Here is a 24,032-nt window from a genome sequence, read left to right on the forward strand (position 1 = left end):
AAAGAGCCGCATTATGACAGCGGCTCTCTTGATGGGCGACGATCTCGGGATCAGGCCTGGTGCCAGGGCACGTAGTCGATGCCGAGCTTGAAGGTGCCGACCACGTTCGCCTGGTTTTCCAGGCTGTTGCTGAAGTCGATCACCATCTGGGTGCGCACCTCGTTCTTGTTGGTGTTGCTGTTGTTGGTCAGGGCATTCATCCAGTACTCGAAACCTGCCGGCTCCGGGTCACGGTGCAGCACGTTGTTGTACAGCTTGGTGACGAAGGTCGCATCGCTGGGGTTCTTGCCGTACAGGGTGTCGAACTCGACCTGTTTCATGAACTCGCTGGCGACCGTCTGGATCGAGGTGCCGTTTTCCATGCGCCACATCCAGTAGCCCATACCCGCGGCCTCGGCCGGACGTCCCAGGGAGGCGGTGTAGAGGCGGAAAATCTGGCCGGCGATGCCTTCGGTATCCAGCGCCACGAAGGCGTCGTCGAACTGCACACGCTCGATGTTGATCAGGGAATCGTGACCGTTGTTGCCGACCTTGTCGACGATGTCATAGCCCCAGGCTGCCTGCTCGAGCGAGTAATTGCTGCGCGGACCCGCGTAGACGACGGTATCGAGACCGTCGGCGCCGTCGACCGCGTTGTTGCCGGCACCCGGCTTGAGCATGTCGTTGTTGGCAGTGCCGGTGATGTTGGCCGTGCTGTTGACCGTCAGGGTGGCGCTGGTCAGCGCGTTGGTGCCATTGTCGCCCTTGTCCATCGACACCACGCGGAGCGTATAGCTGCCGTTCGGCAGCGGCGACGTGTCCACCGTCCATTTGCCGTCGTTGCCGACCGTGGTACGTGCAATGGTCTGCAGGTCGCCGAGGCGCACCAGTTCGATCGTGGTGCCGGCTTCGCCAGTCCCGTCGAAATGCGCCTGGTTGCTGCCAGGGGCCTGGGTCATATTGAAGGTCGGCCGCACCGGCGCGGTGCCGTCGACATTGAAGCTCATGGGATCGCTGCTCGACGAGACGTTGCCTGCCGCATCGGTTGCGGTGGCGTAGACCTGATAATTGACGCCATCGGCGAATTTATTGAGCGTCAGCGTGTACAGGCCGTTGGCATCGGCCGTGACGGTGCCGACCACTTTATTGTCGCCCGCAGTGTAGATCTTGACGGTGGAGCCGGCCTCGGCCTTGCCGGTCACGAGCGGCGTGCTGCCGGTCGCGTAGCCGTTCACGTTCTTGGTAACGACCATGGTCGGCTTGTCCGGTGCCGTCGTGTCGACCACGATGTCGGCACGGGACACGCTCATGTCCGAGAACTGCAGCATCTCGATCGAGCGCAGCGTATCGGTGCCGTCGATGCCGTCCAGGCTCGTGACCACGAGGTCGCCGTTCGCCAGGGCATTGAATGCATAGTTGCTGCGCGCGCTGCGGAACACGGCCGTATCGAATCCATTTCCTCCGTCAATCATGTCATTTCCTCCATCGCCTTCAAGCTTATCGTTGGCGGCGGTACCCGTCAGGGTATCTGCGCCGCTGGTGCCGGTGATATACCGGCCGCCACTGGTTGAATTGATGCCCAATGCGCCACCCAGGCCATCGCCGCCGTACAGCCAGTTGAGTGCGGCGATGTCGTATGGGCGGTACGTCGAATAAGCACTACCTATCGGCTCATGGTGATAGGACATCAAGGTATTACTTGTATTGTCCTGTGATCCTGGCAGGTAGATCGGATCGGGATTGTCTTCAGTAGGCTCGTAAAAAGAGTGCTTGAGACCAAGAGCATGCCCCATCTCATGGAGCAAAGTCTCGTAGCCGCTCTTCCCTGGAGTCAGATCCGCATTTGCCGCTCCGAACTCGACGTTATCCAGATACACATACGCATCAGCGTTGTAGGTGACCAAATTGTTAGTGCCGTATTGGTACTGGTATGAACTGTTCCAGCTACATAAACCAGTTACGTTGCTCACAATAAGGTTCACGTTACACAAATGAATCTGAGCATCGGTACCGTTAGTTGTTTCAACGAAGTTAATACCAGTCAACTGGTTAAGCTGCCCCCCGTCTTTTAGTAACTGCTTTACCCAAGCTTGCTGCTCAGCACTAAACATCTGCCGAGATCCTGTAAAGTTTTTCTGTGCTGAGGCAGGATCTTCATTACCAGACGTAATGGAGAATGTGTAATAGATAGTATTATTGGCAGCGCTAAGGTAGTTCCAGTCCGGGCCCGTATCGAGTAGAGCGTCGATGTGTTTTAACCCAGAAGTTGGAATAACAGTAATGTCGGATACAGTTGCCATGCTCTTAACTTGAACGTTGATTGTGACAAAGTCACTTGAGGAAAGTATTTCCTGCTCAACAGTTGAAGTCAAATAAGAGTTTCAATCGTGCGCACCCCTTGCCACCTAATCAAGGCTTATGCGCAACGCATAGATATTGAACGATTATGGACAATATCTCGCCGCCAACTCCTGGCAAATGCGTTTATTCCGGCGCCGGGACCTTCGGCGTCGCCAACAAGGCCTTCAGATTGGCTAGACGGGCTTTCGGGCTCAGCACTTCGTCTTCCTTGGGCGGTGCATCGCCGACCTCGAGCGCCATCTCCTTGATGAAGCGCGACGGATCGCAATGCATCAGCTCGCCGGCACGCTTGCGCTTCTTGCACCAGGTGATGTGCAGGGTGCGCTGGGCGCGCGTGATGCCGACGTACATCAGGCGCCGTTCTTCCTGGATGCGGGCGGCGATCTTTTCCACCGGGTCGTCGACGTCGCCCTTGTGCGGCAGGATGCCTTCCTCGACGCCGACCAGGTAGACGTGCGGGTATTCCAGGCCCTTCGACGCGTGCAGGGTCGACATGCGCACCGCGTCCTGCTCTTCGTCCTGGCCTTCCAGCATGGACATCAGCGCCACCATCTGGGTCAGCTCGAGCAGGTTCTTTTCCTCGCCATCGCGCTCGCGCCCGCCGCGGCCGCGCTCCTTCAGCCAGTTGGTGAACTCGAGCACGTTCTGCCACTTGCCCTGGGCCGCCTTGTCGTCGAAGTTCTCGTACAGGTAGTGCTCGTAGTTGATCTCTTTCATCATGTCGTCGAGCAGCTCGGCGGCATTGTCGCCACTGCCGGACGGGCCGGGACGCGTGGCACGGTCTTCCAGTTCGTTGATCCAGTGGCAGAACTCGCGCAGCGGATACAGCTGGCGGTCTTGCAGCCTGGCTTCGAGGCCGCCCTTGAACGCGGCGGCGAACAGCGAACAGTTCCACTGCTTCGAGACTTCGCCCAGCACTTCGATGGTGGTCATGCCGACCCCACGCTTGGGCGTGGTGATGGCGCGGATGAAGGCCGGGTCGTCGTCCTGGTTAGCGATCAGGCGCAGGTAGGCGATGACGTCCTTGATCTCGGCCTTGTCGAAGAAGCTCTGGCCGCCCGAGATCGTGTACGGAATGCGCTCCTTGCGCAGCGCCTGCTCGATGATGCGGGCCTGGTGGTTGCCGCGGTACAGGATCGCGTAGTCGGCCCACTTGTTCTTGCGCTGGAAGCGCTCGGACGAGATCATCATCGCCACCTGGTCGGCCTCGGTCTCCTCGTTCGGCATGCCCAGCACCTTGATCGGTTCGCCCAGGCCGTGCTCGGACCACAGTGCCTTCTCGAACAGCTTCGGGTTGTTGCCGATGACCGCGTTGGCGGCTTGCAGGATGCGCGTGGTCGAGCGGTAGTTCTGCTCGAGCTTGATGACCCGCAGGTCCGGAAAGTCGGTCTGCAGGGTTTTCAGGTTCTCGACCGAGGCGCCGCGCCAGGCATAGATCGCCTGGTCGTCGTCGCCCACCGCCGTGAACATCGGCTTCTTGCCGAGACCCGTCACCAGCAGCTTCACCAGTTCGTACTGGCAGGTGTTGGTGTCCTGGTACTCGTCCATCAGCAGGTAGCGCAGGCGGCGCTGCCAGCGGTCGCGGATCGGTTCGTTGTTGCGGAACAGTTCCACCGGCAGGCGGATCAGGTCGTCGAAGTCGACCGCCTGGTAGGCCTGCAGCGTCGCCACGTAGTTGCGGTAGACGCGGCCGGCCTGGGCTTCGTCTTCGTCCTTGGCCTGGTTGATCGCGTCATCAGGGTCGACCAGGCCGTTCTTCCACAGCGAGATCGCGTTCTGGATGCGGCGGATTTCCTGCTTGTCGGTGGTGACCGCCAGGTCCGAGACGACGGTGTAGCAGTCGTCGCTGTCCATGATCGAGAACTTGTCCTTCAGGCCGACCCCGGCCGCTTCCTGGCGCAGGATCTTGACGCCCAGCGAGTGGAAGGTCGACACGGTCAGCTGCTTGGCCTGTTTCGGCTGCTTGAGCAGTTTGCCGATCCGCTCCTGCATCTCCAGCGCGGCCTTGTTGGTGAAGGTGAGCGCGGCGATCGTGCGCGGATCGTAGCCGCGGTGCTCGATCATGTAGGCGATCTTCTGGGTGATCACGCGGGTCTTGCCGGAGCCGGCGCCTGCCAGCACCAGGCAGGGGCCGTCGAGGTAGAGCACGGCTTCGCTCTGCGGACCGTTGAGGCCGAAATTCGGGGTCGACATGTGGGAATATTTCCTGCAGGACTGCTTTAGAAGAGCTCATCATTTTAACGAAGCCCGGCCGCGCACGCTAAAATCATTTAAATAAAATTGGACGATGTTGTGGCTTGTCAGCACGCCATCCCGCCACCACATAGCCCCTTTAAACGGGGCTGCCCAAGCGAGAGAACAGAAACATGAAATTTGAACACCTGATCGAGATTAACGACCCGCTCAACCCGCTGGCCGATACCATGACCCGCGAACAACTGTGGCGCGGCCTGGTGCTGCGCGCCGAAGACCCGAAGATGTTCATGCCGCACCTGGACGAATGCACCCTCGGCGAACGCGAGAGCGGCAGCTTTTCCCGCCGCCTGCGCTACGGCGAGCTGGTGATCGACGATGTCGTGTACCTGACCCCGCTGCAGGAGGTGCGCTACGAGGTGCCGGCCCAGGGCGAGATCGCCGCTTCGCGCATGACGATGACGATCGAGGCGCCCAGCGAAGGCGTGATGTGGGTGCGCTTCCTGTACGACGACGGCAATGCCTCGGCCAACGACGAGATGGGCAAGATGTATGAGGATTTCAAGAAATCCGCCTACCAGGAGGCCGATATCGATACGGTCAAGATTTTGCGCCAGTTGGCGGCTGAGGGGAAGCTGGACGCGTCGTATCTGAATTAATGCCAGGCGTGGGCACGGGGTGCCCACCCTACTTCCGGCGTGGCACGCCGCGCCACGCTTTACGTACCCGGCTCCACCTCGTCTGGATCGATATCGCTGCAACCCTTGGCGATATTCGCGGCGAGGTCGCGCAGCGCGGTGCGTACGCCCTCCTCCACCACCGGGTGATAAAAGGGCATCTCCAGCATCTGCTCGACCGTCAGGCGGCCCTGCACGGCCCAGGACAGCAAATGGCCGATGTGCTCGGTGCGCGGGCCGATCATCTCGGCGCCCAGGAAACGTCCGGTGCCGTATTCGCCGTACACCCGCAGCATCCCCTTGTTCTGCAACATGACGCGGCTGCGGCCCTGGTTTTCGAACGAGACCTGGCCGATCGCGAATTTCGGCTTGCCCGGCGCGCACAGCTGCTTGTAGCTGGCGCCCAGGCTGACGATGTTCGGCTCGGTAAACGCGATGGTCAAGGCTGCACGGCGCAGGCCCGGGCGGATGTCCGGGTAGCGGCCGGCATTGTCGCCGGCGATCTTGCCGTGGTCGGCCGCCTCCGGCAGCACCGGCCGCTCGTTGTTGGCATCGCCGGCGATGAACACGTGGCTGGTCCCGCACTGCATGGTGCGGCTGTCGAACAGCGGCACGCCGTTCGCGCCCAGTTCTAGTCCCAGCTGCTCGATGCCGATGCCCGTCACATTGGGCGTGCGCCCGGCCGCCTGCAGCACGTACTGGAAGCGCATGGCGCGCTCCTCGCCGTTCTGGCGGATGGTCAAGGCCACCTCGTCGCCATCCTGCATCGCGCTGACGATCTCGGACTGGAAATGCAGGTCGAGCTCTTCCGCCATCACGCGCGCCGCGTTACGCAGCACCGCCGGGTCGGTCAGCTGGGCCACGCTGCCGCCGCGCGCGAACACGCTCACGCGCACGCCCAGGCGCGTCAGGGCCTGGCCCAGCTCCAGCCCGATGACGCCGGTGCCGATCACGGCTACCGAGCGCGGCAGGTCCTGCCAGTAAAACACGTCGTCGCTGGTGATCACGCCGGGACCGACGTTTTCCAGCTTCGGCAATCTGGTCGGCGTCGAGCCGGTGGCGATCACGATGCGTGCGGCCTCGACTTCGGTATGGTCGTCGACCACCAGCGTGTGCGGGCCGGTGAAGCGCGCATAGCCGCGCAGCTTGTCTTCATCCGGGATATTATCCACGCCTTCCAGCACGAAGCCGACGAAGCGGTCGCGCTCGCGCCGCACGCGTTCCATCACGGCCACGCCGTCCACGCGCTTTTCGCCCGCATGCACGCCGAAGCCGGGGGCGGCATCGATCATGTGTGCGGCCTCGGCGGCCGCGATCAGAAGTTTGCTGGGCATGCAGCCCACGCGTGCGCAGGTGGTGCCGTAGGGCCCGCCCTCGATCATCACGGCGCGCGCGCCCTGCGCCCTGGCGGAACGGTAGGCCACCAGGCCGGCGGTGCCGGCGCCGATGACGGCGACATCGACCTTCAGTTTCTGCATCTTCATCTCCGGAGTGTTCGCGGACATGAAGATACGCTATTTTGGGGAGATGCTCTATTGGGTGTCGAAACGGTACTGGACCCGGACCAGGGCATCGGCCGGGATGCCTGCCGGGCGCGGGTAACGCGCCAGGGCGCGGTCGGCCACTTCGCGCAACGCGTTTTCAAAGCCCGCCAGGCGGGTTTTGGCGCGGTCCCGCTTCAAGTCCTGTTCGACCGAACCTTCATGCTGCAACTCGGGCAGCACGCCTTGCTGTACCTCGACCCGCGGCACGCCCGGCAGGAAACGCAGGATCACGTCTCCCGAGACATGGTATCGCAGTGCCAACACCGGATAATTGCTCTCGGCCGACAGCATATTCATCACACCGGTCATGTAATTGCAGGCCGCAAGGCGTTCCGGCTGCCAGGTCTGTAGCTCAGCAACGAAGCGGTCGATGTCCTTGGCCGCGTCGTCGCTGACGGCGCAGGTCGCCATGCCTTCCGGACGCACCACATGGCGGGGCCGGCGACTGGCCCACCACAGTGCCGCCGCCGTGTCGGTGCCGTTTTCGGGCGCCGCATAACCTGCCGCCAAGCGATCGGCGGCGCTCTCGACCCCGCCCTGCCAAGCCTGGATATAGAAGGGCACCGCACGGTTCCAGTCGCGCGGCACACATACGCCATGCTCGTACATCGAACCCGCCAGCAGCGCGACTTCGGGGAAGTCGTTCTTCAATCCGGTCTTCAGGTCGGCCACTGCGCCGGCGCAGTCTCGCGAAGTGATTCGGTCGGTGACGACGGCAGCGGCTTTCTGGCCGGCGCTCGACTCTTCGGCCGCCGCGGGCATGCACGGCAGGACAGCGAGACTGGCGGCCAGCATGGCCTGCCAGGAAAAGGGGGAGAGTTGCAAGCTGATGTTTCCTAAAACAGTGAATCAGATATCCATCGGGTCGACTTCCAGCGACCAGCGCACCCGCGACTTCATGGCGCGCAGCGCATCGACCCAGACCCGCAGAAAAGCCTGCAGTGCGGGCCGCGAACTCGACTCCACCAGCAGCTGGGCACGATCGACATTATGCACCCGCGTCATGGTCATCGGGATCGGATCGTTGATCACCACGTCCTCGCTGGGCACGGCATCGCGTGCCTGCTCGAGAAAACCGATGGCGGTGGCCAGTTCCGGCGCTTCCGCGCGCAGCAGCGCCTGGTACATGAAGGGCGGCAGACCGGCCTGCGCACGCTCGGCCAGCAGGCTGCCCGCGAAGCGGTCGTAATCGTGGCGCATCACCGCGCCGTACAGCGGATGCTGGCAGTAGCGCGACTGGATCAGCACCTCGGATTCGAGGCCGGCGCGGCCGGCGCGGCCGGCCACCTGCATCAGCTGGGCGAACAGGCGCTCGCTGGCGCGGTAGTCCTGCGAGAACAGCGCCGTGTCCGGGTTCAGCACGCCGACCAGGGTCAGGTTTTTGAAATCGTGGCCCTTGGCGACCATCTGGGTGCCGATCAGGATATCGACGTCGCCGCGGTGCACGGTGTCGAAGGCTTCCTGGGCGCTGCCCTTGCGGCGCGTGGAATCGGCGTCGATGCGCAGCACGCGCGCCTCCGGAAACAGCGCCTGCAAACCCTCTTCGATGCGCTGGGTGCCGCGGCCCAGCGGCTGCAGGTCGATGTTGCCGCAGGTCGGGCAGGAATGCGGAATGCGCAGCTCCAATGAGCAGTGGTGGCAGCGTAGCCGGTGCTCGGGCCGGTGCAGGACCATGAAGGCGGTGCAGCGCGTGCAGTTGCTGATCCAGCCGCAGGCGTCGCAGCACAGCACCGGCGCATAGCCGCGCCGGTTCAGGAACAAAAGCGACTGTTCACCCACTTCCATGCGATGGCGCAGCGCCGCGATCAGGGCCGAGGTCAGGCCTTCCTTCGGCTTGTCCTTCTCCATGTCCACCAGTTTCACGCGCGGCAGCACGGCATCCTTCACGGCGCGCTCGCGCAGCTCCAGCCGGCGATAGCGTCCGGTCTGCGCGTGATGCCAGCTCTCCAGCGAAGGCGTGGCCGACCCCAGCACGATCGGAATCTGCAGCTGGTGCGCGCGCCAGACAGCCAGGTCGCGCGCCGAGTAGCGCAGGCCTTCCTGCTGCTTGTACGAGGGGTCATGCTCTTCGTCGATCACGACCAGCTTCAGATGCGGCAGCGAGGCCAGGATCGCCAGCCGGGTGCCGAGCACGATGCGCGCGCGGCCCTGGTGCGCGGCCAGCCAGTGCAGCATGCGCTCGCCCTCGGACAGGCTGCTGTGCAGGGTGGCCAGCATCACGCCCGGGAAGCGCGCGCGGATGTTCGCTTCCAGCTGCGGCGTCAGGTTGATTTCCGGGACCAGGATCAGGATCTGCGCCTCGGCATCCTTGGCCAGCACCTGGGCGCAGGCCTGCAGATAAACCTCGGTCTTGCCGCTGCCGGTGACGCCGTACAGCAGCAGCGGCGTGAAGCCCTGGGCCTGGCCGATGGCGTCGGCGGCCTGCTGCTGGGCGGGGTTCAGCACCGGCATCGCGGCCGGGCTCGGATCGTGGGCGTCTTCCAGCTTGGCGAGCTTCTTGAGCGCGCGGTCCAGCGCCACCGTGGTCGACAGGCGCAGGTTCTTCGGCAGGCCCGGCATCGCGACTTCGCCGAGAGGCCGATGATAATAATCGGCGGCGAAGCGCGCCAGCGCCAGCCATTTGCTCGATAAGGGCGCCAGCTGGCTGCGCACGGCCAGCGCGTCCTTCAGCTTCTCGAGCGGGACATCGGTTTCCTGCTTGACGGCGACGATCACGCCGACGGCTTCGCGCCGCCCGAAGTTGACCAGCGCCAGTTGCCCGACCGCGGGTTCGCTGCCGGGCTCGCATGGCCAGCGATAGTCGAACACGCTGTCGAGCGGGGTATCGAGCGCGATTTGTAAGATGCAATACGCCAAACCGGACCTTTAGGATAAGCACTGCGGAGCGCTGTGGAAAACTTTGTGGAAAATGGAAAACTTGACCGGGACAAAGGTTTACGTTAGCTCAAAGCACTTAGCAATTCCCTAAGTTCACAAAAAATTTTCTCTTTTAAATTCAGGCACTTGCCTACGCAACCTTGTCAAGAGCGAAATTCGGCATCGCTCGGCCGCTTCTGTGCATAACTGGGCATTTCCGGTGAAGAACTTGAGCGCAGTGCAGCAAAAACTTGATGCAACACTTGAAGAAATCGCGTAAACCCCGGTAAACCAAGCACTTTTCGGGATTATGCACAGAAGCTGTGCATAACTTTGTGAACAAGGCGCTGCCAACTTGGGCAAGTCCCTGCCGGGCAGTCCGCGCGCCACTCTGGCGCACCCTGTCAGCCCGGCAGCAAATCCATAAGAATCAAGTACTTACGACAGCCCATCCAGTACTGTACATTTCCACAGGAAGGCAGGGCTGGGTTCACGAATATGTGAATAAGTGTGATTTATTACGCCGTAGGCAGCATCCGGATTCAAGCCTGGCGCTGGCGGCGGCTGAAGCTGTGCACAGCCTCGACCATCGCCGTGACCGACTCCGGCGGCGTGAACTGCGAGATGCCGTGGCCCAGGTTGAACACATGGCCGTGGCCCTGCGTCGGGGTGCCGTAGCTGGCCAGCGCCTTTTCGACTTCCGCCGCTACCTGCTCCGGACCGGCCATCAACACCGCCGGGTCCAGGTTGCCCTGCAGGGCGACGCGGTCGCCGACCAGGGCGCGCGCGCGGCCCAGGTTCACGGTCCAGTCCAGGCCCAGCGCGTCGGCGCCGATGTCCGCCATCTCGTCCAGCCACAGGCCGCCGCCCTTGGTGAAGACGATCGCCGGAATCTTCACACCGTCCTTCTCACGCTGCAGACCGGCCACGATCTTGCGCATATAAGCCAGCGAGAAGGCCTGGTAGGCGCCATCGGCCAGCGCGCCGCCCCAGGAGTCGAAGATCATCACGGCCTGGGCGCCGGCGTCGATCTGGGCGTTCAGGTACTGGGTCACGGCTTGCGCGGTCACGTCCAGGATGCGGTGCATCAGATCCGGGCGCGCGTACAGCATCTTCTTGATCGTGTGGAATTCGCGCGAGCCGCCGCCTTCGACCATGTAGCAGGCCAGGGTCCAGGGGCTGCCGGAAAAGCCGATCAGCGGCACGCGGCCGTTCAGGGCGGTGCGGATCTGGGTCACGGCGTCGAACACGTATTGCAGCGATGCCATGTCCGGCACCTGTAATTTGGCGACGTCTTCCTCGGTGCGCACGGTGCGCTCGAATTTCGGGCCTTCGCCATCCTCGAAATACAGGCCCAGGCCCATCGCGTCCGGCACCGTCAGGATGTCCGAGAACAGGATCGAGGCATCCAGCGGATAGCGGTCGATCGGCTGCAGCGTGACTTCGGTCGCGAAATCCGGATTCTTGGCCAGGCCCAGGAAGGAGCCGGCGCGCGCGCGGGTGGCGCGGTACTCCGGCAGGTAGCGCCCTGCCTGACGCATCAGCCACACCGGGGTGTAATCGGTCGGCTGGCGCAGCAGTGCACGCAGGAAGGTGTCATTCTGGAGCGGGGCGAATTGTGGCATGGCTGGCAACCTGGAAGTCGGCGCCCGAATCGCGGGCAAACTTCTATTATCGCACTGTTGGGCCGTCCTGACCTGTCCTTCGTGAGGCGCGGATGCCACTTATAATGGGCGTCCATCCGTCGCCAGGACCGATCATGACCAACTCTTCCCGCAAGCAGGCTGCCCCGTGCGGCGCCTGGGCCTCCCCAATCACCGCCGCCGTCGTCGCCGCCGGCTCGACTCCGCTGTCCGGCGTCCTGCTGGACGGCGCCGACCTGTTCTGGCTGGCCGGCCGTGCCAGCGAAGGCGGCCGCACCACCTTGCTGCGCCAGCGCGGCGGCGAGGTCGAAGAACTCACGCCGGCGCCCTTCAATGCCCGCACCCGCGTGCACGAATACGGCGGCGGCGCGGTGCTCGTGGCGGACGGGCGCGTGTGGTTCTCGAATTTTGCCGACAACCGTATTTACAGGATCAATCCGACTGCCGGCGCCGAACCGCTGCCGGTCAGCGAAGGCGGCGCCCTGCGCTGGGCCGACTTCGTGCTCGACCGTGTGCATACCCGCCTGGTCGGCGTGCGCGAAGACCACTCGGCCGGCGCCACCTATCCGGTGAATACCCTGTGCGCGCTCGGCGCCGACGGCCGGCAGTTGGTGCTCGACGACGGCTACGATTTTTATTCGTCGCCGCGCATCTCGCCGGACGGCAAACAGCTGGCCTGGCTGTGCTGGAACCACCCGGGCATGCCCTGGGAAGGCACCGAGCTGTGGCTGGCCGACATCGCCGCGGACGGCAGCCTGGCCAACGGCCGCCTGATCGCCGGCGGGCCGCAGGAGGCGATCGTGCAGCCGGAATGGTCGCCGGGCGGCCTCCTGTATTTCGTGTCGGACCGCAGCGGCTGGTGGAACCTGCACCGCTACGAACATGGCGTGGTGCACCCGGTGTGTCCGCGCGAGGCGGAGTTCGGCGGTCCGCACTGGGTATTCGGCAACAGCATGTACGGCTTCCGCACGGACGGCGAGATCGTCTGCACCTATATCGAGAATGGCGTCAGCCGGCTGGCGCGCCTGGACACGGCCAGCGGTGCCTTGAGCCCCATCGACAATCCGTATCAGGAAATCCGCGAGCTGCGGGTCAGCGGCGACACCCTGGTGCTGCTGGCCGGCGCCCCGACCATCGCCGCGGAAGTGGTGCGCATCGACCTGGCGAGCGGCGCGCGTGAAGTGCTGGCGCGTTCGATCGAGGAGCTGCCGGCGGTCGGCTATCTGTCGGTGCCGCGCACGGTCAGCTATCCGAGCATGAACGGCCGCACCTCGCACGCCTTTTATTATCCGCCGACGAATGCGGATTTTGCACCGCTGCCCGGCGAACTGCCGCCGCTGATGGTGATCGGCCACGGCGGCCCGACCGGCATGGCCAGCAGCACCCTGAAACTGGCGACCCAGTTCTGGACCAGCCGCGGCATCGCCGTGCTGGACGTGAACTACGGCGGCAGCACCGGCTTCGGCCGTGCCTACCGCGACCTGCTGAAGGAACAATGGGGCGTGGTCGACGTCGAGGATTGCGTGGCCGGCGCCCTGCATATGGCTAACTACGAGCTGGCCGACCAGGGCCTGGTCGACCGCGAACGCCTGGTGATCCGCGGCGGCAGCGCCGGCGGCCTGACCACCCTGTGCGCGCTCGCCTTCCACGACGTGTTCAAGGCCGGCGCCAGCTATTACGGCGTGTCCGACCTGAAGGGCCTGGATGCGGACTCGCACAAGTTCGAGTCGCACTACAACGAATACCTGATCGCGCCAAAGGCCCGCGCCGACGCCGTGTATGCCGAGCGTTCGCCGATCAACCACACCGATAAACTGCGCCGCCCGATGATCTTCTTCCAGGGCCTGGACGACAAGGTGGTGCCGCCGCCGCAGTCCGAGGTGATGGTCGACGCCCTGCGCGCACGCGGCGTGCCGGTGGCCTATCTGACCCTGGAAGGCGAAGGTCATGGCTTCCGCAAGGCGGACAGCATCGTGCGCACGCTGGAGGCGGAGCTGTATTTTTACCTGCGCGTGTTCGGCATTCCGCTACCTGCCGATCTGCCCGCGATCGAGATCGAGAACCTCGCCGCATGAGTGTCGAGGTTTTAAGCGCGATCCTCGAAGCGTGCAGCGAAAAGCGCAAGCTGGTCCTGGCGCTGCTGGCCCTGGCCGGCGAGCCGATGGGCCGGCGGCGCATCCACGAGCATTTGCTGCCGCTGGGCGAGAGCGCGACCGAAAACGACCTGGCCGACGACCTGACGGCACTACGTGCCGATGGCCTGATCGGCGAGCTGACGGGACGTGGCTACGTGATCACCCCGGACCTGGCCTGGCCGGCGATCGCCTGGGCCATCCGCACGCGCCGCCTGAACGACATCCGCGAGGTCTACCAGACCGTCACACCGCTGCGCCTGGACTGGCAGGGCACGCCCATGCTGCGCAGCTATCGCCAGGGCGTGGCACTGCTGCGCATGGCGCTGCTGGCCGGCGAGGGCCCGAAGACCATCGCGCCGCTCCTGAGCGCCTGCCTGCGCTGCCACGAAGCGGCCTACCTGCACCCGCTGGTCGACATCTGCGCCCGCCCCTTCGAACCGGAACTCATCGAACGCATCAACGGCGCGGTGCGCGACGAGGTGCTGGCGGTGCTGGTCAATCACGTCCAGCGCGAGCCAGGCAGCGCGCCGCCGATCCGTGCCTATGCCGAGGAACACGTGGCCCAGGGCGGGGCCTCGATGGCGCTGCGCATGGCGCTGGCCGAGCACCTGATCCTGTGCGGCCGTCTGGATACCGCCGCCGAGCTGCTGATCGACCTCGACGAGTCGGCGACGCTGTACTACCGCAGCGTGCTGCAGCTGCTGCGCGGCGACCTCGACGAGTCCCTGGGCGGCTTCGACAAGGCGCTCAAGGCGCTGCGCAAGGAGACCGGCAAGAGAAAAGCCATCTTCGAGGGCATCGGCGGCCACCTGTACATCACGGCGCTGTTAAGAAGCAGCGATCCGAAGCATGCCAAGGCACTGGACAGCTATCTCGAATCGGCCACCCGCGCCGTGCAAAGCCACGATACGGCCGTCTACCAGCAACTGTCGATGCTGCGCCAGATCCGCGGCGGCACCGTCGACGCCGACGTCCTCCCCTCGCGCAACTGGGAGACCTCGCTGCAGCCGGTGATGTTCCGCGCCCTGCTGCACTGGTGGCTGGGCGTACCGCAGCTGGTGGATCGTCAAGCCTTCCTCGAGCAGCAGATGGAGACGGCGGAAGCGGCCGGCTTCGACTTCATCGCCGCGCAGATCGGCTCGGTGCTGGGCCAGCTTGGGATGGGCGGCTCAGTTGCAGCTGACAAGCGCGCGATCGCGCTGCGCCAGCGCCACCATTTTACCGACATGGCGCTGTGGTTCGAGCGCGAGCAGCCATGGGAGCGCCAGCTCAACGCCCTGATCAATCTGCAGCCGGCCGTCAACGTCGAGGTGGTGAAGGAATCGCGCCTGGCCTGGCTGGTCGGCTGGGACGAGCACCTGGGCGTGCGCGCGCTGGAACCGCGCGAACAGAAGCGCGACGTGCAAGGCGGCTGGACCCGCGGCCGGCCAATGGCCCTGAAGCGCCTGGCCGAGGATGCGGCCGAACTCGATTTCCTGACCGCGCAAGACGTGCAGGTGGCGAGCACGATCGGCGCCTACCGCTATTACAGCGGCACCGGCATGCGCTACGAGTTCGATCTCGACAAGGCGGTGGCGCTGCTGGCCGGCCACCCGCTGCTGTTCTGGATGGATTCGCCCGGCACCCGCATCGAGCTGCTGCCCGGCGAGCCGCAACTGATGGTGCGCGCCGGCGGCGGCAAGGTGACGATCTCGCTGAACCCGACTATGCGCGAGCAGCAGGGCGAGGTCGTGGTGACCAAGGAGACGCCGACCCGGCTGCGCATCGTGCGCATCAAGGACGAGCATAAACGCATCGGCGCCATCGTCGGCGCGGGCCTGGAAGTGCCGCTGGAGGCGGAAAAGCGCGTGCTGCAGGCGATCAGCGCGATTTCTTCGATCGTGACGGTGCAGTCGGACATCGGCGGCAGCCCGGCCGACATCGAATCGGTCGCAGCCGACATGCGCCTGCACGTGCACCTGCTGCCCTACCAGCAGGGCCTGCGCGTGCGCGTGCTGGTGCGTCCGCTGCCGGATGCCGGTCCCTATCTGCAGCCCGGCGACGGCGCCGAGAGCATTATCGCGGATGTAAAAGGCGTGCGCGTGGAGGCCAAGCGCGACCTGAACGCCGAGCGCGAAGCCGAGCGCCAGCTGCTGGCCGATTGCAAGGCGCTCGAGAACGCCGAGCACGAACACGGCGAATGGCTGCTCGGTCAACCCTTCCACTGCCTGGAGCTGATCACCGAGCTGCAGCAGGTGGATGCGTCGCGCGTGGTGGTCGCCTGGCCGGAGGGCGAATCCTTCCGCGTCACCAGGAAGCTGTCGTCGAAATCGGTGCGCCTGAACATCCGCCGCGACAAGGACTGGTTCGCCGCCAACGGCGAGGTCAAGATCGACGAGAACAAGGTGATGGACTTGCGCGAGCTGCTGGGCCGCCTGCGCGAAGACCGCTTTATCGCCCTCGGCGACAACCAGTTCATCGCCCTCACCGACGAGCTGCACCGCCGCCTGACCGACCTGTCGGCCTATACCGATGCGGATGAGGAGGCGCTGCGCTTCCACCCGCTGGCCAGCTTCGCACTGGAAGAGATGGCGCTCGAAGCCGGCGAAGTCGACGCCGACGTCGCCTGGCGCAAGCACCTGCAGCACATGCAGGCAAATGCCGACTACCAGCCCAAACTGCCGACCACCTTGCAGGCCGAGCTGCGCGACTACCAGGTCGAAGGCTTCGAATGGCTGTCGCGGCTTGCGCACTGGGGCGTGGGTGCCTGCCTGGCCGACGACATGGGTCTCGGCAAAACCCTGCAGGCGCTGGCCCTGATCCTGTCGCGCGCGCCCGGCGGCCCGACCCTGGTGGTGGCGCCGACCTCGGTGGCGACCAACTGGATGGCGGAAGCGGAGCGCTTCGCACCGACCCTGAACATGAAGCTGTTCGGCGCCGGCGACCGCGCCGCCATGGTCAAGGATGCCGGCGCCTTCGATGTGATCGTGGTGAGCTACGGCCTGCTGCAACTGGAAGCGGGGCTGTTCAAGGAGCAGCGCTGGCACACCATCGTGCTCGACGAAGCGCAGGCGATCAAGAACGCGCACACGCGCCGCTCGCAGGCGGTGATGTCGCTGCGTGGGGACTTCCGGATGGCGGCCACCGGCACGCCGCTGGAAAACCACCTGGGCGAGCTGTGGAACCTGTTCAGGTTCATCAACCCGGGCCTGCTCGGCACCAGCGACCAGTTCAACCTGCGCTTTGCCGGGCCGATCGAAAAGGCCAGCGACAAACGCGCCGAGCTGGCCGCGCGCACGCGCCTGCGCCGGCTCACGCAGCCCTTCATCCTGCGCCGGACCAAGGCCCAGGTGCTGTCCGAACTGCCGCCGCGCACCGAGATCGTGCTGCCGGTGGAGCTTAGTGCGGAGGAGACGGCGCTGTACGAATCGCTGCGCCGCGACGCGCTGGAACGCATCGCCACGCTGGAAGCACCGCAGGCGCAAAAACAGATCCAGATCCTGGCCGAGATGATGAAGCTGCGCCGCGCGGTCTGCAATCCGGTGCTGGTGGCGCCCGACAGCGGCATCCGCAGCAGCAAGCTGGAAGCTTTTGCGCGCCTGGTCGACGAGCTGCTCGAGAACCGCCACAAGGCGCTGGTGTTCAGCCAGTTCGTGGACCACTTGTCCCTGCTGCGCCAGCACCTCGACGAGCGCGGCATCCGCTACCAGTACCTCGACGGCGCCACGCCGATGCAGGAACGCAAACGCCGCGTGGATGCCTTCCAGGCCGGCGACGGCGACCTGTTCCTGATCAGCCTGAAGGCCGGCGGGGTCGGCATCAACCTGACCGCGGCGGATTACGTGATCCACATGGACCCGTGGTGGAACCCGGCGGTGGAAGACCAGGCCTCGGACCGCGCCCACCGCATGGGCCAGCAGCGGCCGGTAACGATCTACCGCCTGGTGGCGCGACACACGATCGAGGAAGGCATCGTCGACCTGCACCGCCACAAGCGCGACCTGGCCGACAGCCTGCTCGAAGGCAGCGACGTCTCGGCGCGCATGTCGCCCGACGACATGCTGGCCATGCTGCAGGCCGGGCTCACGGGCGTGCGCGCGCCGGCGCTCGATACGTGACGTATTGTTTCAAGATTCCGCAAAGGTGGGGAATGGTGCTAATCTGGCGCCCGCCAATTTTTTAATCAGGCAGACAGACCACGATGATGAAAACGAAAATCGCGCCGAAGCTTGCTCTTGCAGTTTTGCTCACCAGCTTCGCGCTGGCGCCGGCAAGCGCGCGCACCAGCAAGGCGGCCAAGCCGAAGCAGACCAGCAGCGCCAAGGCCAAGTCCTCGGCCAAGAGCAAAGGCGCGGGCAAATCCGCCGCGAAGGGCAAAGGCAAGGCCGCCGCCGTCGCCGCGCCGGTCGCTGCCGCCGCGGTGGCTGCGGCAGCGCCGGCACCTTCGCCGGCCCCGACTTCGCAGAACCGCAACGACCGCTACATGGATTCGCTGTCCATGCAGTTCCTCACCGCGCTGTGGCGCGTCGATCCGGAAGGCGGCATCTACGTCGGCAAATTCGACGCCGCCGCCAAGCTGACCATTCCGGACGCGCCGACCCGCGCCAAGGAGCTGGCCTTCACCGACGAGTGGCTGGAAAAATTCCGCAAGCTGAATGCCGACAAGCTGTCGCCCAACCAGCGCACCGACCTCGCGGTCCTGCTCAACAAGCTGCAATACGACCGCTGGAAGCTGACCGTCTACCGCGACTTCGAATGGAATCCGGCCCAGTTCAACGTGGCCCAGCCGCTCGACCTGATCCTGAACACCGAGTACGCCGCGAAACCGCAGCGCCTGCGCACCATCCTCAAGCGCCTGGCCGACGTGCCGGCCTACTATCAGGCGGCGCAAGCCTCGATCCTGCACCCGACCCGCGAGCACACCCAACTGGCGATCTCGCAAGCCCCGGGCACGCTGGTGGTGCTGGCGGACGTCGGCAAGGCAGCCCAGGAGTCAAGCCAGCTGACGCCGCAGGAAAAGGCGATCTTCGCGCAGCGCGTGGCGAACGCCGGCAGCGCGGTGCTGGCCTGGGTCGACTATCTGAGCGACCTCGATAAATCCCAGGAGCAGATGCAGCGCGCCCGTTCGTTCCGCCTCGGTAAAGAGCTGTACGAGCAGAAGTTCGCGTTCGAGATCCAGTCTTCGAGCACGGCCGAGCAGACCTACCGCAAGGCGCTGGCCGCGCGCGACGACCTCCTCACCCGCATGGATGCGCTGGCCGACCAGCTGTGGCCGCAGACCATGGGCAATGCGAGCAAGCCGAATGACCGCTTCCGCAAGATCGGCATGGTGATCGACAAGCTCTCGCTGCAGCACGTCGCCCCCGCCGACTTCCTGCCCGAGATCCGCCGCCAGATCCCGCAACTGCAGGAGTACGTCATCAAGAACAACCTGGTGACGATCGATCCGAGCAAACCGCTGGTGGTGCGCGAGACCCCGCTGTACCAGCGCGGCGTGGCCGGCGCCAGCATCGATGCGCCGGGACCGTATCGGCCGAAGGACAAGACCTATTACAACGTCACGCCGCTGGATGGGCTCACGCCGCAGCAGGCCGAAAGCAGCCTGCGCGAGTACAACAACTGGATGCTGCAGATCCTGAACATCCACGAGGCGATCCCCGGCCACTACACCCAGCTGATGAACGCCAACCGTTCGCCTTCGCTGGTCAAGTCGCTGTTCGGTAACGGCGCTATGATCGAGGGCTGGGCCGTGTACGGCGAACGCATGATGCTCGAATCCGGCTACGGCAACAACGCGCCGGAACTGATGCTCATGTGGTGCAAGTGGAACCTGCGCAGCGTGTCGAACACCATCCTCGACTACAGCGTCCACGTGCTCGGCATGAACCGCGAGCAGGCGCTGGACCTGCTGGTGCGCCAGGCCTTCCAGACCCCGCAGGAAGCCGTGGAAAAATGGCGCCGGGTGCAACTGTCGTCGGTGCAGCTGACCAGCTACTTCAGCGGCTACAGCGACATCGTCGAACTGCGCGAGCGCCGCAAGCAGCAACTGGGCGAGCGCTTCAACCTGAAGGCTTTCCACGACCAGTTCCTCAGCTACGGCAACGCGCCGGTGCGCATCATCGGTCAGCTGATGCAGTAAGGCATAAGGCGGCGGCATGAGGCAGATCGACCGTCCTGCCGCCGCTTGATTGCCCACAAGCGCCCACCCCAGGCAGGCCTTAGGATTGCGCGGTTTCCCCTCAACCGCGAAGGACGCCTCCATGAACCTGCCGCATCGCCCGGCCTGCCTGCGGCTTCCCCTGCTGTTCTCCCTGTCTGCCTGCGCCACCGCGCCCACCATCGGTGCCTCGGGCGCCAAGACCGTCGCCACCGGTGCGGCTGGCGGCGCCAACGCCGTCGATGCCAACGGCCAGCTCGAACGCTGCGACCGCTCGCTCGGCACCCTCACCATCGTCGAGGAATCGAACCAGCCCTGGATCAACCAGCTCACCGCGCAGTACCGCACGCAAAGCACGGTGCCGCTGCTGCGCATGATCATCCAGCAGTCGAACTGCTTCGTGATCGTTGAGCGCGGCCAGGCCTTCCGCCAGATGCAGGGCGAGCGCGAGCTGATGGCTACCGGCGAACTGCGCAACGCTAAGACTAACCTCGGCAACATCGGCAAGGGCCAGATGGTGGCGGCCGACTACACGATGACGCCGTCGATCACCTTCAGCCAGAAAGGCACGGGCGGCGTCAACGGCCTGGTGGGTGGGCGCATCGGCGTGGTCGCTTCGCTGGTCGGCGGCTCGATGAAGTCCAACGAAGCCTCGACCATGCTGCTGCTGACCGACAACCGCTCGGGCATCCAGCTGGCGGCCGCCGAAGGCAGTGCCCGCAATTGGGACCTGGGCTTCATGGCCGGCTTCTTCCAGCACGGCCTGGCCGGTGCCAGCGGCTTCAGCAATACGCCGGAAGGCAAGGTGCTGGCGGCCTCGTTCATGGATTCGTACAACCAGATGGTAAAAGCCGTGCGTGCCTACAAGGCGCAGTCGGTCGAAGGCGGCCTCGGTAACGGCGGCGTCCTGAAGACCAATTGAGCTCATCGCCGGCGGTGTTGGGTTTGATCCGACACTGCTGCGCAAGATGTTGTCCCCGGCCCGACTTCCTGGCGGCCTGTTCGACGCCCGCAAGGGCGTTTTTCCTTTTCCAGGGGCTGGCACGCCGCGTGCTGAATGGAGATCGTGAACGCAAACAGCGCTCCGCACTTTCCGAAACCAGCCATTCAAGGGGAACAGCATGAACATCCACAAACACATGGAAGCCATCTTCATCGTCGCACTGGCCACCGTCGGCCTCGGTACGATGGTCATCGACGGTATGCCGGAAGCGACTTCCGGCGCGGCGACGCCAGTGATCCGCGACGTGGCGGCAGCGCCCGCCAAGGCACAGGGAGCGGCGCCGGCTGCCATGCTGTGCGCATCCGCGGCCGCACCGCGGGCTTGAGTTCTCCGTCAGCGGCGGCCTTCAGCGCCGCCGCACCAGGGCCAGGCCGAGCAGGCCGATCCCCATCAGGCCGACCGAGAGCGGTTCCGGCACCGCATCGTCCGATGAGGTGACAAACATCGGCGCGACGGCCGCCCCGAGCGCGAAGGCGCTCAGCAAGGCGACGGTGATGCGGTGGCGGCTGGGTTTCATCCTGGCTCCTGATTCGTTGCCTAGACAGAAGCAAGATCGATGCCTAGAGGAAATTATTATGCCGAATCAGTCACTTAATGGCATGCGCCATCCGGGTAGCGGGTGCACTGTAAGATATGCCGACAGCATGGCTGCCGGCTAGGAAATCAGGCGTGCTCTTCCGGCGCGCGGGAAACGCGCACGAACACCGGCGCCAGCAGCAGGCCGAGTTCGAACAGCAGCCACATCGGCACCGCCAGGGCCAGCTGGCTGACCACGTCCGGCGGCGTCACGATGGCGGCGATCACGAAGGCGCCGACGATGATGTAGGGACGGAAGGACCTCAGCTTCTCGACGCTGACGATGCCCATCCGCACCAGGATCACGACCACCACCGGCACCTCGAAGGTGGCGCCGAAGGCCAGGCACATCGAGATCACGAAATCGAGGTAGTTCTCGATGTCGGGCATCACCGCGATCGAGGTCGGGGCGAAGTTGGCGATGAAGTGGAACACGCGGCCGAACACGAAGAAATAGCAGAACGCGACGCCAGCGATGAACAGCAGCGAGGACGAAATCACCAGCGGCAGCACCAGCCGCTTTTCGTGGGCGTACAGGCCAGGCGCGATGAAGGCCCAGGCTTGATAGAACACCCAGGGCAGCGACAGGATCAGCGCCAGCACCAGGGTGACCTTCATCGGCACCAGGAAGGGGGCGCTGACGCCGGTGGCGATCATCTTGGCACCCACCGGCAGCGAGGCCAGCATGGGGGCGGCCAGGAAATCGTAGATCATCGCCGGACCGGGCCAGGCCAGCAGGGCGATGCAGACGAGAGCGACCCCGATCACGGCCTTGACCAGGCGGTCACGCAATTCGACCAGGTGCGAAATGAAAGTTTCGCCTGCAGCTTCGTCAGTCATCTAGACTCTAGAAAAAGGAAGTGTTGGACTTGGCGCCAGGGCGGAACTTGCGCACGCGCGCCGCGCCCGACAGCACGTGCTGGCGGCCGCCGTGGCGGTTCTTGTACCAGGATGGAATGCTGGAGGTTTTGACCAGCTTCTTGCGGCGGAATTCGCGCGCCTTGCGCTCGATGTCGTCCGGGGTGGCGGTCGGCGTCGGTGCCGACGAGGCCATGGCGTCGCCGCGCCAGGCCGATTCGACCTCGCCCAGGTGCGACGAGACCGTGCTCTCGACCTCGGTGCCGAAGCTCTCGACCTCGGTCTTGAAGCTGTGCGCGGTTTCCTGCACTTCCTTGTGCAGGTTGCGCAGCTCCTCCATTTCGATCTCGCGCGAGACTTCCGACTTCACCTCGTGCAGGTAGCGCTGGGCACGGCCGTACAGGGTGCCGGCCATGCGCGCCACCTTGGGCAGGCGTTCGGGGCCGATCACGATCAGCGCGACCACCCCGATGACGGCAAGTTTGGAAAGCCCGAGATCGATCATGGACAGGAATTACGAGCGGTTCTTTTCGCGCGTTTCGACGTCGATCGTGGTGGTCGACTTGTCGACCACCTGCGAAGGCGGTGCCGGCGGCACGTTGGCATTCGCCTGGCGCTCTTCCTCGCTGCCCTTGACGCCGTCCTTGAAGCCTTTGACAGCCTTACCCAGGTCGGAACCTGCGTTCTTCAGCTTGCTGGTACCGAACACCAGCACAACCACCACCAGCACGATCAGCCAGTGCCAAATACTAAACGAACCCATTGTTTTCTCCTTGCAGGCGTACGCCCGAATTCGCATACAGCGTACGCGCAGTATACGCGATGATTCCCCGGCATGGCTTCTTTCCACCCGGAAGTTGTTTTTAAGCTCTAGGCGTCAGGTCCCGAGCCCGCGCCATGGACGCGGACCGCCATACACGTGCAGGTGCAGGTGATAGACCTCTTGCCCGCCGTCCGGCCCGCAGTTGATCAGCGTTTTATAACCGCCGCTGCGCTGGCCATCGGGTCCCTGCTTGACGGCGATACCATGTTCGGCAGCCAGCTTCGGCGCCAGCGCCAGCATCTTGCCCAGCACCGCCGCGTGTTCATCCGTGCAGTCGGACAGCGTGGCCACGTGCTGCTTCGGAATCACCAGCAGGTGGACCGGCGCCGCCGGGTTGATGTCCTTGAACGCGAGCAAATCCTCGTCTTCGTACACCACGCCTGCCGGAATCTGCTTGGCGACGATCTTGCAAAAGATGCAGTTGTCCATGTTCTCTCCAGGTAGGGTGGGCACACCGTGCCCACGGTATCAATCCTGCTTGCGGGCCGCCTTTTCGTCGAGGCCGGACAGGCCTTCGCGGCGCGCCAGCTCGTCCAGCACCTGTTCCGGCGTCAGGCCGAAACGCGCCAGCAGCACGGCGGAATGGAACCACAGGTCGGCCACTTCGTACAGCAGCTTCGACGCATCGGCACCGGCGCGCACGTCCTTGGCCGCCATCACGGTCTCGGTGGCTTCTTCGCCGATCTTCTTGAGGATGGCGTCGTCACCCTTGGCGAACAGGCGCGCGACATAGGATTTGTCCGGATCGCCGCCGTTTTCCGGCTTGCGCGATTCGATCACCGCCGCCAGGCGGTTCAGGGTGGTGCTCATTTTGTTTTTTTCGGGTTCGTGTAAATCGTGTCCGGATCCTTCAGCACCGGATCGGTATCCTGCCAGTCGCCATTGTCGAACTTCTGGAAGAAGCAGGAGTGACGGCCGGTATGGCAGGCGATGCCGCCGGCCTGCTCGACCTTCAGCAACACCACGTCTTCGTCGCAGTCGAGGCGGATTTCCAGCACCTTCTGCACGTGGCCGGACTCTTCGCCCTTGTGCCACAGCTTCTTGCGCGAGCGGCTCCAATACACCGCTTCGCCGAGTTCCACGGTCTTGGCCAGGGCTTCGCGGTTCATCCAGGCGAACATCAGGATGTCGCCGGTTGCGGCTTCCTGGGCGATCACCGGCACCAGGCCGTTTTCGTCCCATTTGACCTTCTTCAGCCAGGGCTGGGCCGGAATCGATGGGGTCGTCGTCGGGGTAACCATCTGTGTC

Annotated in this window: 19 protein-coding genes; 6 read left to right on the plus strand and 13 right to left on the minus strand. The window is 64.5% G+C overall.

Annotated features, from left to right (window positions below):
• Positions 1–50 precede the first annotated feature (50 nt).
• On the minus strand, positions 51–2,279 hold the full coding sequence (locus tag NX782_RS18320) for a DUF4214 domain-containing protein (protein ID WP_308633020.1): 2,229 nt from the start codon (positions 2,277–2,279) through the stop codon (positions 51–53).
• 184 nt (positions 2,280–2,463) lie between these two features.
• Positions 2,464–4,533 (minus strand): UvrD-helicase domain-containing protein, encoded by a 2,070-nt coding sequence (locus NX782_RS18325; RefSeq protein ID WP_258846918.1) that lies wholly within the window; start codon positions 4,531–4,533, stop codon positions 2,464–2,466.
• A 173-nt stretch (positions 4,534–4,706) separates the two neighbouring features.
• On the opposite strand from NX782_RS18325, the gene NX782_RS18330 reads away from it, so the two are divergent.
• Positions 4,707–5,192 carry an SRPBCC family protein gene (locus NX782_RS18330; protein WP_258846919.1) on the plus strand — a complete coding sequence of 162 codons (486 nt, stop codon included), beginning with the start codon at positions 4,707–4,709 and terminating at the stop codon, positions 5,190–5,192.
• A gap of 59 nt (positions 5,193–5,251) precedes the next feature.
• On the opposite strand, the gene NX782_RS18335 is transcribed toward NX782_RS18330, so the two are convergent.
• The 4 genes from NX782_RS18335 to hemE form a co-directional block, all read right to left on the minus strand.
• The gene (locus tag NX782_RS18335) at positions 5,252–6,688 is read right to left on the minus strand and encodes a dihydrolipoyl dehydrogenase (RefSeq protein WP_258846920.1); all 1,437 of its coding nucleotides are present in this window, start codon (positions 6,686–6,688) and stop codon (positions 5,252–5,254) included.
• A 54-nt stretch (positions 6,689–6,742) separates the two neighbouring features.
• Positions 6,743–7,579: a hypothetical protein gene (locus tag NX782_RS18340; RefSeq protein WP_258846921.1), complete on the minus strand. Its 837-nt coding sequence runs from the start codon at positions 7,577–7,579 to the stop codon at positions 6,743–6,745.
• A gap of 24 nt (positions 7,580–7,603) precedes the next feature.
• A complete protein-coding gene (locus tag NX782_RS18345) occupies positions 7,604–9,610 on the minus strand; it encodes a primosomal protein N' (protein ID WP_258846922.1) in 2,007 nt (668 codons plus the stop codon).
• A 542-nt stretch (positions 9,611–10,152) separates the two neighbouring features.
• Positions 10,153–11,235, minus strand: coding sequence for a uroporphyrinogen decarboxylase (gene hemE / locus NX782_RS18350; protein ID WP_258846923.1), 1,083 nt, complete (start codon positions 11,233–11,235; stop codon positions 10,153–10,155).
• A gap of 134 nt (positions 11,236–11,369) precedes the next feature.
• On the opposite strand from hemE, the gene NX782_RS18355 reads away from it, so the two are divergent.
• The 5 genes from NX782_RS18355 to NX782_RS18375 all read left to right on the plus strand — a co-directional run bounded on the left by NX782_RS18355 (position 11,370) and on the right by NX782_RS18375 (position 20,852).
• Positions 11,370–13,328 carry an alpha/beta hydrolase family protein gene (locus NX782_RS18355; protein ID WP_258846924.1) on the plus strand — a complete coding sequence of 653 codons (1,959 nt, stop codon included), beginning with the start codon at positions 11,370–11,372 and terminating at the stop codon, positions 13,326–13,328.
• A complete protein-coding gene (locus tag NX782_RS18360; protein ID WP_258846925.1) occupies positions 13,325–17,485 on the plus strand; it encodes a DEAD/DEAH box helicase in 4,161 nt (1,386 codons plus the stop codon). The genes NX782_RS18355 and NX782_RS18360 overlap by 4 nt, the downstream gene beginning before the upstream one ends.
• Before the next feature lie 83 nt (positions 17,486–17,568).
• Complete coding sequence (locus tag NX782_RS18365; RefSeq protein ID WP_258846926.1) at positions 17,569–19,506, plus strand: DUF885 domain-containing protein; 1,938 nt, start codon at positions 17,569–17,571, stop codon at positions 19,504–19,506.
• Positions 19,507–19,627: 121 nt separating this feature from the next.
• Positions 19,628–20,446, plus strand: coding sequence for a CsgG/HfaB family protein (locus tag NX782_RS18370; RefSeq protein ID WP_258846927.1), 819 nt, complete (start codon positions 19,628–19,630; stop codon positions 20,444–20,446).
• Between the two features lie 199 nt (positions 20,447–20,645).
• Positions 20,646–20,852 (plus strand): hypothetical protein, encoded by a 207-nt coding sequence (locus NX782_RS18375; RefSeq protein ID WP_258846928.1) that lies wholly within the window; start codon positions 20,646–20,648, stop codon positions 20,850–20,852.
• Positions 20,853–20,873: 21 nt separating this feature from the next.
• On the opposite strand, the gene NX782_RS18380 is transcribed toward NX782_RS18375, so the two are convergent.
• The 7 genes from NX782_RS18380 to hisI form a co-directional block, all read right to left on the minus strand.
• Positions 20,874–21,044 carry a PEP-CTERM sorting domain-containing protein gene (locus tag NX782_RS18380; RefSeq protein ID WP_258846929.1) on the minus strand — a complete coding sequence of 57 codons (171 nt, stop codon included), beginning with the start codon at positions 21,042–21,044 and terminating at the stop codon, positions 20,874–20,876.
• 146 nt (positions 21,045–21,190) lie between these two features.
• On the minus strand, positions 21,191–21,943 hold the full coding sequence (gene tatC, locus NX782_RS18385) for a twin-arginine translocase subunit TatC (RefSeq protein ID WP_258846930.1): 753 nt from the start codon (positions 21,941–21,943) through the stop codon (positions 21,191–21,193).
• Positions 21,944–21,950: 7 nt separating this feature from the next.
• A complete protein-coding gene (gene tatB, locus NX782_RS18390) occupies positions 21,951–22,466 on the minus strand; it encodes a Sec-independent protein translocase protein TatB (protein WP_258846931.1) in 516 nt (171 codons plus the stop codon).
• 9 nt (positions 22,467–22,475) lie between these two features.
• Positions 22,476–22,724, minus strand: a complete 249-nt coding sequence (tatA, locus tag NX782_RS18395) for a Sec-independent protein translocase subunit TatA (RefSeq protein ID WP_258846932.1) — start codon at positions 22,722–22,724, stop codon at positions 22,476–22,478.
• A 114-nt stretch (positions 22,725–22,838) separates the two neighbouring features.
• Complete coding sequence (locus tag NX782_RS18400) at positions 22,839–23,213, minus strand: histidine triad nucleotide-binding protein (protein WP_258846933.1); 375 nt, start codon at positions 23,211–23,213, stop codon at positions 22,839–22,841.
• Between the two features lie 39 nt (positions 23,214–23,252).
• Positions 23,253–23,594: a phosphoribosyl-ATP diphosphatase gene (locus tag NX782_RS18405; protein WP_258846934.1), complete on the minus strand. Its 342-nt coding sequence runs from the start codon at positions 23,592–23,594 to the stop codon at positions 23,253–23,255.
• Positions 23,591–24,025 carry a phosphoribosyl-AMP cyclohydrolase gene (gene hisI, locus NX782_RS18410; RefSeq protein ID WP_258846935.1) on the minus strand — a complete coding sequence of 145 codons (435 nt, stop codon included), beginning with the start codon at positions 24,023–24,025 and terminating at the stop codon, positions 23,591–23,593. The genes NX782_RS18405 and hisI overlap by 4 nt, the downstream gene beginning before the upstream one ends.
• Positions 24,026–24,032: the final 7 nt, after the last annotated feature.

The organism is Massilia norwichensis (assembly GCF_024753245.1).
Classification (GTDB): domain Bacteria; phylum Pseudomonadota; class Gammaproteobacteria; order Burkholderiales; family Burkholderiaceae_D; genus Telluria; species Telluria norwichensis.

What these genes read in the sequence shown, in the direction of transcription:
- NX782_RS18380 (WP_258846929.1), bottom strand. Translation starts at nt 21,044, where the DNA reads ATGAAACCCAGCCGCCACCGCATCACCGTCGCCTTGCTGAGCGCCTTC.
- NX782_RS18330 (WP_258846919.1), top strand. Translation starts at nt 4,707, where the DNA reads ATGAAATTTGAACACCTGATCGAGATTAACGACCCGCTCAACCCGCTG.
- NX782_RS18400 (WP_258846933.1), bottom strand. Translation starts at nt 23,213, where the DNA reads ATGGACAACTGCATCTTTTGCAAGATCGTCGCCAAGCAGATTCCGGCA.
- NX782_RS18325 (WP_258846918.1), bottom strand. Translation starts at nt 4,533, where the DNA reads ATGTCGACCCCGAATTTCGGCCTCAACGGTCCGCAGAGCGAAGCCGTG.
- NX782_RS18360 (WP_258846925.1), top strand. Translation starts at nt 13,325, where the DNA reads ATGAGTGTCGAGGTTTTAAGCGCGATCCTCGAAGCGTGCAGCGAAAAG.
- hemE (WP_258846923.1), bottom strand. Translation starts at nt 11,235, where the DNA reads ATGCCACAATTCGCCCCGCTCCAGAATGACACCTTCCTGCGTGCACTG.
- tatC (WP_258846930.1), bottom strand. Translation starts at nt 21,943, where the DNA reads ATGACTGACGAAGCTGCAGGCGAAACTTTCATTTCGCACCTGGTCGAA.
- NX782_RS18370 (WP_258846927.1), top strand. Translation starts at nt 19,628, where the DNA reads ATGAACCTGCCGCATCGCCCGGCCTGCCTGCGGCTTCCCCTGCTGTTC.
- hisI (WP_258846935.1), bottom strand. Translation starts at nt 24,025, where the DNA reads ATGGTTACCCCGACGACGACCCCATCGATTCCGGCCCAGCCCTGGCTG.
- tatB (WP_258846931.1), bottom strand. Translation starts at nt 22,466, where the DNA reads ATGATCGATCTCGGGCTTTCCAAACTTGCCGTCATCGGGGTGGTCGCG.
- NX782_RS18320 (WP_308633020.1), bottom strand. Translation starts at nt 2,279, where the DNA reads ATGGCAACTGTATCCGACATTACTGTTATTCCAACTTCTGGGTTAAAA.
- tatA (WP_258846932.1), bottom strand. Translation starts at nt 22,724, where the DNA reads ATGGGTTCGTTTAGTATTTGGCACTGGCTGATCGTGCTGGTGGTGGTT.
- NX782_RS18365 (WP_258846926.1), top strand. Translation starts at nt 17,569, where the DNA reads ATGATGAAAACGAAAATCGCGCCGAAGCTTGCTCTTGCAGTTTTGCTC.
- NX782_RS18375 (WP_258846928.1), top strand. Translation starts at nt 20,646, where the DNA reads ATGAACATCCACAAACACATGGAAGCCATCTTCATCGTCGCACTGGCC.
- NX782_RS18355 (WP_258846924.1), top strand. Translation starts at nt 11,370, where the DNA reads ATGACCAACTCTTCCCGCAAGCAGGCTGCCCCGTGCGGCGCCTGGGCC.
- NX782_RS18335 (WP_258846920.1), bottom strand. Translation starts at nt 6,688, where the DNA reads ATGCAGAAACTGAAGGTCGATGTCGCCGTCATCGGCGCCGGCACCGCC.
- NX782_RS18405 (WP_258846934.1), bottom strand. Translation starts at nt 23,594, where the DNA reads ATGAGCACCACCCTGAACCGCCTGGCGGCGGTGATCGAATCGCGCAAG.